Source organism: Streptomyces sp. NPDC102283 (genome assembly GCF_044766265.1).
Classification (GTDB): Bacteria; Actinomycetota; Actinomycetes; order Streptomycetales; family Streptomycetaceae; genus Streptomyces.
This window is the reverse complement of the sequence record NZ_JBIWLQ010000038.1, coordinates 17,874-28,156: the sequence shown is the minus strand read 5'-3', so window position 1 is coordinate 28,156 and position 10,283 is coordinate 17,874. Positions and strand designations below refer to the sequence as shown.

Annotated in this window: 12 protein-coding genes; 4 read left to right on the top strand and 8 right to left on the bottom strand. The window is 69.8% G+C overall.

Annotated elements, in window-relative coordinates; genetic code table 11:
- Positions 1 to 505: 505 nt before the first annotated feature.
- Complete coding sequence (locus ACIRJT_RS38365; RefSeq protein WP_403919156.1) at positions 506 to 1,159, bottom strand: DNA-3-methyladenine glycosylase; 654 nt, start codon at positions 1,157 to 1,159, stop codon at positions 506 to 508.
- Between the two features lie 87 nt (positions 1,160 to 1,246).
- On the opposite strand from ACIRJT_RS38365, the gene ACIRJT_RS38360 reads away from it, so the two are divergent.
- From ACIRJT_RS38360 to ACIRJT_RS38350, 3 genes are all read left to right on the top strand, one after another.
- Positions 1,247 to 2,029 (top strand): sporulation protein, encoded by a 783-nt coding sequence (locus tag ACIRJT_RS38360; RefSeq protein ID WP_403919153.1) that lies wholly within the window; start codon positions 1,247 to 1,249, stop codon positions 2,027 to 2,029.
- A 227-nt stretch (positions 2,030 to 2,256) separates the two neighbouring features.
- Complete coding sequence (locus ACIRJT_RS38355; RefSeq protein WP_403919150.1) at positions 2,257 to 2,793, top strand: YbhB/YbcL family Raf kinase inhibitor-like protein; 537 nt, start codon at positions 2,257 to 2,259, stop codon at positions 2,791 to 2,793.
- Positions 2,794 to 2,931: 138 nt separating this feature from the next.
- On the top strand, positions 2,932 to 3,441 hold the full coding sequence (locus ACIRJT_RS38350) for an HNH endonuclease (protein ID WP_069756287.1): 510 nt from the start codon (positions 2,932 to 2,934) through the stop codon (positions 3,439 to 3,441).
- A 71-nt stretch (positions 3,442 to 3,512) separates the two neighbouring features.
- Here the strand turns inward: ACIRJT_RS38350 and ACIRJT_RS38345 are convergent, their stop codons facing one another.
- From ACIRJT_RS38345 to ACIRJT_RS38330, 4 genes are all read right to left on the bottom strand, one after another.
- The gene (locus ACIRJT_RS38345; RefSeq protein ID WP_371622716.1) at positions 3,513 to 4,286 is read right to left on the bottom strand and encodes a sulfite exporter TauE/SafE family protein; all 774 of its coding nucleotides are present in this window, start codon (positions 4,284 to 4,286) and stop codon (positions 3,513 to 3,515) included.
- Between the two features lie 78 nt (positions 4,287 to 4,364).
- On the bottom strand, positions 4,365 to 5,336 hold the full coding sequence (locus tag ACIRJT_RS38340) for an SPFH domain-containing protein (protein WP_403919146.1): 972 nt from the start codon (positions 5,334 to 5,336) through the stop codon (positions 4,365 to 4,367).
- Positions 5,337 to 5,501: 165 nt separating this feature from the next.
- Positions 5,502 to 5,930, bottom strand: a complete 429-nt coding sequence (locus tag ACIRJT_RS38335; RefSeq protein ID WP_403919143.1) for an NfeD family protein — start codon at positions 5,928 to 5,930, stop codon at positions 5,502 to 5,504.
- A 198-nt stretch (positions 5,931 to 6,128) separates the two neighbouring features.
- Positions 6,129 to 6,926 carry an ABC transporter ATP-binding protein gene (locus tag ACIRJT_RS38330; RefSeq protein WP_403919140.1) on the bottom strand — a complete coding sequence of 266 codons (798 nt, stop codon included), beginning with the start codon at positions 6,924 to 6,926 and terminating at the stop codon, positions 6,129 to 6,131.
- A gap of 132 nt (positions 6,927 to 7,058) precedes the next feature.
- Here ACIRJT_RS38330 and ACIRJT_RS38325 point away from each other — a divergent pair, with 132 nt between their 5' ends.
- The gene (locus tag ACIRJT_RS38325; RefSeq protein WP_403919137.1) at positions 7,059 to 7,844 is read left to right on the top strand and encodes a hypothetical protein; all 786 of its coding nucleotides are present in this window, start codon (positions 7,059 to 7,061) and stop codon (positions 7,842 to 7,844) included.
- Between the two features lie 252 nt (positions 7,845 to 8,096).
- On the opposite strand, the gene ACIRJT_RS38320 is transcribed toward ACIRJT_RS38325, so the two are convergent.
- The 3 genes from ACIRJT_RS38320 to ACIRJT_RS38310 form a co-directional block, all read right to left on the bottom strand.
- Positions 8,097 to 8,348 (bottom strand): chaplin family protein, encoded by a 252-nt coding sequence (locus ACIRJT_RS38320; protein ID WP_403919134.1) that lies wholly within the window; start codon positions 8,346 to 8,348, stop codon positions 8,097 to 8,099.
- A gap of 144 nt (positions 8,349 to 8,492) precedes the next feature.
- A complete protein-coding gene (locus ACIRJT_RS38315) occupies positions 8,493 to 9,137 on the bottom strand; it encodes a response regulator (RefSeq protein WP_403919131.1) in 645 nt (214 codons plus the stop codon).
- Entirely contained in the window at positions 9,130 to 10,275 is a 1,146-nt protein-coding gene (locus ACIRJT_RS38310) for a GAF domain-containing sensor histidine kinase (protein ID WP_403919128.1), read from the bottom strand. Before ACIRJT_RS38310 ends, ACIRJT_RS38315 begins: the two co-directional genes overlap by 8 nt.
- Positions 10,276 to 10,283: the final 8 nt, after the last annotated feature.

Here is a 10,283-nt window from a genome sequence, read left to right as displayed (position 1 = left end):
ACTTTTGGCACGCTGTTGAGTTCTCAAGGAACGGACGCTTCCTTCGGTCCCGTATCACCGGGGCCCTCCGGGCGCTTCCCTTCGTTTACTGCTTTATCTTGCTGTCCTGCGTTTCCGACTCTATCAGACTCTTTCGTGTCCGATTCCCGGTCGAAGCGGGTCTCGCATCTCGCTTTCCAGGTCCTTCGCTTTCGCGTTTTCCCTTTCCGGCGAGTCCGACTTTACCAGACTCTTTTCCGGTCCGTTTCCGGTCCGAATTTGATTTCCGGTGGCCAGCGGGGCGGCCTTGCCTTTCGGCGTGTTCACTACGTTAGCGGATCCTCTTGGCAACTCATAATCGAGTCGATAGGGCGAATTACGGGCATGCCGAATTCGCACCCGCCAGGGTGAGTCGTAGGTAGTGGTTTGGCCGCTTCGAGTGGCTCGGTCCGGTCCGATGGACTGTGCCGAGAGCTGTACCCGTGTCAAGCGGCTCGGACTACATTAGGCGTCTGCCGAGGGTGCGTCAAGTCGCCTTGCCGCTCGGTCGGCGGCGCGGTGCGTGGGCTCGGTACGGACTCACCGTGGGGTCTCCCTCGATCCAGAAGCGCCACGGCTGGTGGGCTCCGTCACCGCCCACGCCTGTGCGGGGGCCGCTGCGTACGAGGTCACGCGGCGGCGGGGTGCCGTGCAGTACGGACAGGGCCGGGGCGCGGCCGCCGAAGAGATCGCTGCCGTTGAGGTCCCGGTCGACATCGAGGGCGGTGGCGAGGCGGGCCGGGCCTTTGGCCAGTTCCTTGTCATTGCGGGCCGAGACGCGTCGGTCGCGGGCCAGGCCTGCGCCGACGTTGATCTCGCCCGCCCGGAGCAGCACTCCGCTCGCACGGCCTTCCGGGCCGCAGACCAGGTTGAGGCAGTGCCACATCCCGTACGTGAAGTAGACGTACGTGTGGCCGGGCGGACCGAACATCACGCTGTTGCGCGCGGTGCGGCCCCGGAAGGCGTGCGATCCGGGGTCGACCTCGCCCGCGTACGCCTCCACCTCGGTCAGGCGTAGCTCGATCGTGCCCGCCGCGCCGCGGCGGACGAGCGTGCGGCCCAGGAGGTCGGGGGCCACTTCCAGTACGGAGCGGTCGAAGAACTCTCGTGTCAGAGGGGCGCGGTCCGGGGTCTTGGTCATGGCGACCGAGGGTACTGGGATCACGCGGACGGGAACCGGCTACCGTCGTGGCGCGTATGTAGGGGTCAGAACCTAGAAGGAGTGACTATGGGCTTCAAGCGGCTGCTCGCGAGCATGGGTGCCGGCGGTGCCTCGGTGGAGACCGAGCTCACCGAGGTGAACGTCGTCCCCGGTGGGGTCGTCCAGGGCGAGGTGCGGATCCAGGGCGGTTCGGTCGCCCAGCAGATCGAGGGGCTCTCCGTCGGCCTCCAGGCGCGGGTCGAGGTCGAGGGCGGGGACCAGGAGACCAAGCAGGACATCGAGTTCACCAAGCTGAGTCTCGGGGGCGCCTTCGAGGTGCAGGCGGGCGCGGTGCACGTGGTGCCGTTCGGCCTGGAGATCCCGTGGGAGACGCCGATCACCATGTTCGGCGGCCAGCAGCTGCGTGGGATGAACATCGGGGTGACCACCGAGCTGGAGATCGCCCGCGCGCTGGACTCCGGTGACCTGGACCCGATCAACGTGCACCCGCTGCCGGCGCAGGAGGCCATCCTGGACGCCTTCCGGCAGCTTGGCTTCGGCTTCCGCAGCGCGGACATGGAGCGCGGTCACATCCGCGGTACGCGTCAGCGGCTGCCGTTCTACCAGGAGATCGAGTTCGTGCCGCCGACGCAGTACCGCGGTCTGAACCAGGTGGAGCTGACGTTCGTCGCCGATGACCGCGAGATGGACGTCGTCCTGGAGATGGACAAGAAGCCGGGGCTGTTCAGCGAGGGCAGCGATTCCTACCGTGCGTTCAAGGTGGGGCTGCACGACTACCAGCAGACCGACTGGGCCGCTTACCTCAACCAGTGGCTCGCCCAGGTCGGCGGACAGCGCAACTGGCTCTAGGGTCTTTCGTTTGGATCAGGTCGGATCAGGGAGCGGGGTCCGGTGCGTGCAACTGCAAGGCGGAGGAGGGAGTCACTGCGGAGCATGGGCGACCGACGACAACGCCGCAGATGCGCGCACCGGACCCCGCGAGCCCGACATGATCCAAACGAAAGACCTTAGGGGACGGCACCGCCCCCTAAGGTCGGGTGGGAAGGCAGACGAACCGATCAGGAGAGGTGCGAGACGTGACCGAGCCGAAGAGGGCCCCGCTGCCGCACGACTTCCATCCGGAGGTTGCGGCGTTCACCGTGGTGAGCGACGACCTGGCGCCGGGGGCCGTGCTGGGCGATGCCCAGGTGCTTGCGGGCGGGAACACTTCGCCGCGGCTGCGGTGGGAGGGTTTCCCCGAGGGGACCAAGAGTTTCGCCGTCACGTGCTTCGACCCGGATGCCCCTACGGGCAGCGGGTTCTGGCACTGGGTGCTCTTCGATGTCCCGGCCTCGGTGACGGAGCTTCCGGCCGGCGCGGGCAGCGGAGCGTTCGAGGGGCTCCCCGACGGGGCCGTCCAGGCCCGTAACGACTACGGCTCCAAGGACTTCGGCGGTGCCGCGCCGCCGCCCGGGGAGAACCACCGCTATGTGTTCACCGTGTACGCGGTGGACACCGAGAAGCTCGGGATCGACAGCGACGCGTCTCCCGCGGTGGCCGGATTCAATCTTCGGTTCCACACGCTGGGCCGTGCTCAGCTGATCGGTGAGTACGAGGCTCCCTCCGGCGATTAGTTCGTTCGCTGTTTGCCCTGCTCTGGTCTTGGAGAGATCAGAGCAGGGCATTTTTTATTGCGTTGTCCATCGCGGCCTGCCCAGCCAGAGTTGATCCGGGCCTGCCAGGGGGCGGGCGGCACACGGGAGGTGGGCAGGATGCGTGACACGCTGGTTCTCAACGCGAGCTTCGAGCCGCTGTCGACAGTGACGCTCAACCGTGCGGTGGTCCTGATCCTGACGGACAAGGCCGTCGTCGAGCAGTCGCATCCCGAGCTCCGTATGCGTGGTGCCGCCGTGGACATTCCGGCGCCCCGGGTGATCCGGCTCTGCCGGTACGTACGGGTGCCGTTCCGAAGACAGGCGCCGTGGTCCAGAAGAGGGGTGCTGATAAGGGACCAGCACCGGTGCGCGTACTGCGGGCGGCGGGCGTCCACCGTCGACCATGTGGTGCCGCGCGCCCAGGGCGGGCAGGACACCTGGCTGAACACGGTGGCCTCCTGCGCCGAGGACAACCACCGCAAGGCCGCCCGGACGCCGGAGCAGGCGGGGATGCCGCTGCTGAAGCAGCCGTTCGTCCCCTCCCCCGCCGAGGCGATGCTGCTGGCGATGGGGGCCGGCGACCGCTCGGCGCTGCCCGAGTGGCTGGACCGGGCAGCGGCGGCGTAGTCGGCGTACGTCGGGTGGTGTACCAGCGGGCCCGTCCCTGAACCTGAGGTGAAGGGGCGGGCCCACGTGTGTCAGCGGAGCAGCAGTTGGACGATGGCCATCGTGCCGACGGCCACGATGAGGGCGCGCAGGACGGTGGGGCTCAGGCGGCGGCCGACCTTGGCGCCTATCTGACCGCCGATGGCCGAGCCGACCGCGATGAGGACGACGGCCGTCCAGTCGAAGTCGGCGACGAAGAGGAAGAACAGCGCGGCGATGGTGTTGACCACGGCCGCCAGGACGTTCTTGACGGCGTTGAGGCGCTGCATCGTGTCGTCGAGCAGCATGCCCATCAGCGACAGGTAGATGATCCCCTGGGCGGCGGTGAAGTAGCCGCCGTAGACGCTGGCGAGCATCAGGCCGGTGAACAGGAGCGGGCCGCCGTCGGTGCGGGGCGTGGCGCCGGTGTGCTCCCTGCGGCGCTGGACGGCTTTGCTGATGCGTGGTTGCAGGATCACCAGGACGAGTGCCAGGGCGACCAGGACCGGGACGATCGTCTCGAAGGCGGTGGAGGGCAGGGCGAGGAGCAGGGTCGCCCCGCAGAGGCCGCCGATCGCCGCGCCGACGCCCAGCTTGAGGATGCGTCGGCGCTGTCCGGCGAGTTCTTTGCGGTAGCCGATGGCCCCGCTGATGGAGCCGGGGATGAGGCCCAGCGCGTTGGACACGGTCGCGGTGACCGGCGGGAGGCCGGTGGCGAGCAGGACGGGGAAGGTGATCAGCGTGCCCGAGCCGACGATCGTGTTGATCGTGCCCGCTCCGACGCCGGCCGCGAAGACGGCGAGTATTTCCCAGATGGACAAGGCCATCTCCTTCGTTGGTCAGTGACGCCTCCCCGCCATGAAGGTCGAGGGGCCTCACTGATCATGCACGAAAGGGCTTTCGGGTCAGGAGACCGGGGGTTCCTCGCGTCGCTCCACCGGGGCGGGAATGGAGCCGCCGCCGTTGCCGCCGCCGTTGCCGCCGGTGTTGAAGCCGGGCATGCCGCCGCCGAGATTCCCGAAGGCGCCGCTGAGACCCTTGAGGGCGTCGCCGATCTCGCTGGGCACGATCCAGAGCTTGTTGGCGTCGCCCTCGGCGATCTTCGGGAGCATCTGGAGGTACTGGTACGAGAGGAGCTTCTGGTCCGGGTCTCCGGCGTGGATGGCCTCGAAGACCGTGCGGACGGCTTGGGCTTCGCCCTCGGCGCGCAGGGCGGCGGCCTTGGCCTCGCCTTCGGCCCGCAGGATCGCGGACTGCTTCTCGCCCTCGGCGGTGAGGATCTGGGACTGCCTGATGCCCTCGGCGGTGAGGATCGCGGCGCGCTTGTCACGGTCGGCGCGCATCTGCTTCTCCATCGAGTCCTGGATGGAGGTCGGCGGCTCGATGGCCTTGAGCTCGACGCGGTTGACGCGGATGCCCCACTTGCCGGTCGCTTCGTCGAGGACTCCGCGCAGGGCCGCGTTGATCTCCTCGCGGGAGGTGAGGGTCCGTTCCAGGTCCATGCCGCCGATGATGTTGCGGAGGGTGGTGACGGTGAGCTGTTCGATCGCCTGGATGTAGCTGGCGACTTCGTAGGTCGCGGCGCGGGCGTCGGTGACCTGGTAGTAGATGACGGTGTCGATGTTGACGACCAGGTTGTCCTGGGTGATCACCGGCTGCGGCGGGAAGGGCACCACCTGTTCACGGAGGTCGATCCGGTTGCGGATCGAGTCGATGAACGGGACGACGATGTTCAGGCCCGCGTTCAGGGTGCGGGTGTAGCGGCCGAACCGCTCCACGATGGCGGCACTGGCCTGCGGGATGACCTGAATCGTCTTGATCAGGGCGATGAAGACGAGCACCACCAGAATGATCAGAACGATGACGATCGAATTCATGGTGTCTCTCGTGCCCTTCGGTTGGCCGGTGGATCGCGATGATCGGGGTCGGTCCTCATGTGGGGCCGGTGGTCGGCGCGTTGCGGGCCGGTCCGGGTTCTCATGATGATCGACATGATCGACTTCAAGTCTGGCAGACCGGGGCCCGCCCCGTGCACGCTTCGGTCACATGACGACGGCCGTCGCTCCGTCGATGTCCACGACATCGACCTGGCTGCCGGGTTCGAAGACCTGGTCGGCGTCGAGTGTGCGGGCCGACCAGACCTCACCGGCGAGCTTGATGCGGCCCCCGGAGGCCGACACCCGTTCCAGCACGACCGCTTGACGCCCCTTCAGGGCGTCGATACCGCTGGCGTGCCCGGTCTGTCCGGCCCGGTGTCTGGCGGCGATCGGGCGCACGACGGCGATCAGCGCGATCGAGACCAGGACGAAGACCAGAACCTGGGCGACGATTCCGCCGCCGAGGGCGGCGACGGCCGATGCGGCCACCGCCCCGACGGCGAACATCCCGAATTCGGGCATCGCGGTCAGGACGAGGGGGATGCCCAGCCCCACAGCGCCGATCAGCCACCACACCCATGCGTCGATGTCCACATGGTCATCGTAGGACTGTCGGCGCGTCACCGACAGGGCGCACGGGCGGTCAACTGCGGTGAGCGGCCCGCCGATCGCGGGCCGAGGGCCTGTTGCCGTGGCCTGTTGCCATGCCCGGTCGCCCCGGGCTCCGTTCCTGCCGTGCCGCCCCTGGGGCTGCGGGTGGACGTGGGGCGCGCGGGGCGCACGGCGGGGCGGTCAGGAGAGCGGGAGGCCGTGGGCGGTGTAGCGGTCGCCGGTGTGCTCGACGATGAGCGGCAGACCGAAGCAGAGGGAGAGGTTGCGGGAGCTGAGCTCGGTCTCCATGGGGCCGGCCGCGAGGATCTTGCCCTGGCGGATCATCAGGACGTGGGTGAATCCGGGCGCGATCTCCTCGACATGGTGGGTGACCATGATCATGGAGGGGGCGAAGGGGTCGCGGGCGAGGCGGCCGAGGCGGCGTACGAGATCCTCGCGCCCGCCGAGGTCGAGCCCGGCGGCGGGCTCGTCCAGGAGCAGCAGTTCGGGGTCGGTCATCATGGCGCGGGCGATCAGGGTGCGCTTGCGCTCTCCTTCGGAGAGCGTGCCGAACCTGCGGTTCAGGTACTCGGTCATGCCGAGGCGGTCGAGGAAGGCGCGGGCGCGCTCCTCGTCGACGGCCTCGTAGTTCTCGTGCCAGGTGGCGGTCATGCCGTACGCGGCGGTGAGGACCGTCTGCAGCACCGTCTGGCGCTTGGGCAGCTTGTCGGCCATCGCCACGCCGGCCATGCCGATCCGGGGGCGGAGCTCGAAGACGTCGGTGCCGACGCCGCCGAGCTGTTCGCCGAGGATGGTGGCCGTTCCCGTGCTCGGGAAGAGGTAGCTGGAGGCGAGGTTGAGGAGGGTCGTCTTGCCGGCGCCGTTGGGGCCCAGGATGACCCAGCGCTCCCCCTCCTTGACCGACCAGGAGACATCGTCCACCAGAGCGCGTCCGTCGCGGACCACGGATACGTCCACCAGCTCCAGTACATCGCTCATGGCGCGTTGTCTCCCCAAGCAGTCTCGTCGATCGTCGCGTGCCGGTGGGCACGGCTCCCAGGGAAAACCTACGCCACCGCGCGAGTGCTTCAGGCGTGAGGGCCGTTCCCAGGCGTTGCCTAGGCTGTCGGCATGCTTGTCGAACCACGTTCAGGGTTGTTGGCCGCTTGGGGAAACGCGCTTCTGGCGGGACTCGTCTCGCCGGACGAGGCGGCCCTCGCGATTGTCGGGGAGGACGCGGTGCACCGCGTCGACGGACTGCCGGGTGAGGCGGGGCCGGTCGGGCTCACGCTGGCGCTCGGCCGGCTGAGGGGGTTGGGGGCGACCGGGTTCCGGGTAGCGCTGCCGGTGCCGGGGCATCCGCTGGGGCTGAGCGGTCCGCCCGATTTCAACGCGCGGGCGCTGGAGGCGGAGGAGGCGGTGGTCGCGTACGGGGTGCCGTACGGGCTGGTGCCGGAGGTCACCGAGGCGGGGCCGGCCGGGGATCTGCACGTCGAGGTGGTGTGGCGGGTGCTGCCGGTGCGGGAGGCGCCGCCCGCGGACGTGCCGTCGCTGGGCGAGGCGGAGCGGGAGCTGGCGGAGGCGTTGCGGGACGCGACGGCGGTGCTGTCGCGGCTGGACGTGGCCGGTTCCGGGCCGGTTGCGGAGGCCGCGGTGGACGCGTACCGGGCGCGGGTGGAGCAGGGGCGCGAGGTGCTGGCGCCCGGGTATCCGCCGCGGGCGGTGCGGGTGCTGGAGATGGCGCAGCGGGTGGGGCTGCTGGTCTCGGTGGCGTACGAGAACGGGCACGGCGGTGCGGTGAGCGCGTCGGAGATCGCGGCGCGGGGGGAGGCGCTGCGGCCGGTGGAGCGGGTGGCTCGGCGGGCTCTGGTGGCGGCGTACAACGCGTACGTGGAGGGCGGGGAGGTTCGGCGGTAGGGCCACGGGCCTTTGTCCTCAAGCGCCGGACGGGCTGATTCGGGGCCCCTGGGCGTGCCGCTCTTTGCGCTCGGGGACTCGGTCACGAGGGTTCCGTCCTCAAGCGCCGGACGGGCTGGAGTGGTGCGGGGCCCGCTGGAGTGGTGTTCCGGGGCGGCCGGAGTGGGGTGCCGGGCCCGCTGGAGTAGGACGGCGAAAGCCGGACGGGCCCTTGGGGGATGCAGGGGCGTCCGGCTTTCGGGAGGGCTTGGGTCAGTGGTTGAGGCCGAGGTTGCCGAAGGCCGGGTTGAGCAGGCCCACCACGTTGACCGTGTTGCCGACCACGTTCACCGGGACCGCGACGGGAACCTGCGCGAGGTTGCCGCTGACGACGCCCGGGGAGTGGGTGGCCACGCCGTGGGCGTCGGCGCCGCTGTGGCCGGTGGCGGAGGCCGCTCCGGTGCCGGCGGCGATGAGCCCGCCCGCGATCATGGTGACGGCGGCGGCCTTCTTCAGGTTCTTCACTTCAGGATCCTCCTAGAGAGGCTGCGGCAAGCCGCCGCAGCACGTCCTGGAGAACGCCGTGCGGCCCGGAAGGATGCGCCGTTCGGGTGACATACACCCGACAGTATGAATCTCAGTCCGGACGGGACCCCGGCGGCGTCGACGTCAGCCCGCCGCCCCGTTGCGTACCGCCCACAGCGCCGCCTGGGTGCGGTCGGCCACGTCGAGCTTCATCAGGATGTTCGACACATGCGTCTTGACCGTCTTCTCCGACAGGACGAACGCACGGGCGATCTCGCGGTTCGAACGCCCGTCCGCGATGAGGCCGAGGACTTCGCGTTCCCGCTCGGTGAGCGTGCTCCCACGGCCGGTGCCGGTGCCCGCGTCGTCCTGGGCCAGCAGCGCTCCCGCGACCTCCGGCTGGAGCAGGACGTGCCCGGCGTGCACCGAGCGGATCGCCCCGGCCAGGGCGTCCGGGTCGACGTCCTTGTAGACGTAACCGGAGGCTCCCGCGCGCAGGGCGGGGACCACCGTGCGCTGTTCGGTGAAGCTGGTGACGATGAGGACCTTCGCGGGGTTGTCGAGCTCCCGGAGGCGGCGCAGGGCCTCGATGCCGTCGGTGCCGGGCATCTTGATGTCCATCAGCACGATGTCGGGGCGGAGCTCCTCGGTCCGGGCCACGCCCTCCGCGCCGTCGGACGCCTCGCCGACGACCTCTATGTCCTCCTGGACCTCCAGGAACGTGCGCAGTCCGCGGCGGACCACCTGATGGTCGTCGACCAGCAACACCCTGATGATCTTGTCAGCCACCGGGAACCTCCATCTCGATCGTGGCGCCCTTGCCGGGCTCCGAGGCGACGGTGAGTCGACCGCCGACGCTGTTCGCCCGGTGGCGCATGGAGACGAGGCCGAGGTGGCGCCCCGCCCGCCGGACGGCGGTGGGGTCAAAGCCGCTCCCGTCGTCGGTGACGCGCAGGACGGTGTCGGCGCCGCGTCGGGCGAGGCTGACGCTCACGCGCTCCGCGCCGGAGTGGCGCAGGGCGTTGTGGAGGGCCTCCTGCGCTACCCGGAGAAGCGCTTCCTCCTGGGCCGCGGGCAGCGCGCGCACTCCGCAGCTCTCGAAGGCGACCTCGGCGGCGTGCGCGCGGTCCAGGACCTGGATCTGGGTGCGGAGGGTGGCGATGAGTCCGTCCTCGTCGAGTGCGGCGGGCCGCAGTTCCACCACGGCGGCCCGCAGCTCGTCGACCGCCTCGGCGGCGAGAGCGGCGACCTGCTGGAGTTCCCCCTTGGCGCGGGCCGGGTCGCGGTCGACCAGGGTGGTGGCGGCCTGGGCGGTGAGGCGGAGCGAGAACAGCTTCTGGCTGACCGCGTCGTGCAGTTCGTGGGCCAGCCGGGAGCGTTCCTCGGCGATGGTCAGCTCGCGGCTGCGCTCGTAGAGGCGGGCGTTGGTGAGCGCGATCGCGGCGTGCTGGGCCAGGATCTGGAGCAGCTCCTCGTCCTCGGCGGTGAAGCCGCAGCCGCCCTCGGGCTTGGGGCACAGCTTGTTGGCGAGGAACAGCGCTCCGATGATCTCGTCGCCGTCCGTGATGGGCAGACCGAGGAAGTCGGACATGTCGGGGTGGGCGTCGGGCCAGCCCTCGAAGCGGGGGTCCTCGCGGACGTCGGCGAGCCGTTCGGGCTTCGCCTGGTGGAGCATCGCGGCGAGGATGCCGTGCTGGCGGGGCAGCGGGCCGATGGCCTTCCACTGTTCGTCGCTGACGCCGTCGACCACGAACTGGGCGAAGCCGCCGTGGTCGTCAGGGACGCCGAGGGCCGCGTACTGGGCGTCGAGCAGTTCACGGGCGGAGGCGACGATCGTCTTGAGGACGTCGCCCACTTCGAGGTGCCGGCTCATGGCGAGGAGCGCGGCACTCACCGCGGCGAGGCCCGACGGTGGGCGATGACTCATGGGATCAC

What these genes read in the sequence shown, in the direction of transcription:
- ACIRJT_RS38360 (WP_403919153.1), top strand. Translation starts at nt 1,247, where the DNA reads ATGGGCTTCAAGCGGCTGCTCGCGAGCATGGGTGCCGGCGGTGCCTCG.
- ACIRJT_RS38325 (WP_403919137.1), top strand. Translation starts at nt 7,059, where the DNA reads ATGCTTGTCGAACCACGTTCAGGGTTGTTGGCCGCTTGGGGAAACGCG.
- ACIRJT_RS38330 (WP_403919140.1), bottom strand. Translation starts at nt 6,926, where the DNA reads ATGAGCGATGTACTGGAGCTGGTGGACGTATCCGTGGTCCGCGACGGA.
- ACIRJT_RS38340 (WP_403919146.1), bottom strand. Translation starts at nt 5,336, where the DNA reads ATGAATTCGATCGTCATCGTTCTGATCATTCTGGTGGTGCTCGTCTTC.
- ACIRJT_RS38365 (WP_403919156.1), bottom strand. Translation starts at nt 1,159, where the DNA reads ATGACCAAGACCCCGGACCGCGCCCCTCTGACACGAGAGTTCTTCGAC.
- ACIRJT_RS38310 (WP_403919128.1), bottom strand. Translation starts at nt 10,275, where the DNA reads ATGAGTCATCGCCCACCGTCGGGCCTCGCCGCGGTGAGTGCCGCGCTC.
- ACIRJT_RS38345 (WP_371622716.1), bottom strand. Translation starts at nt 4,286, where the DNA reads ATGGCCTTGTCCATCTGGGAAATACTCGCCGTCTTCGCGGCCGGCGTC.
- ACIRJT_RS38350 (WP_069756287.1), top strand. Translation starts at nt 2,932, where the DNA reads ATGCGTGACACGCTGGTTCTCAACGCGAGCTTCGAGCCGCTGTCGACA.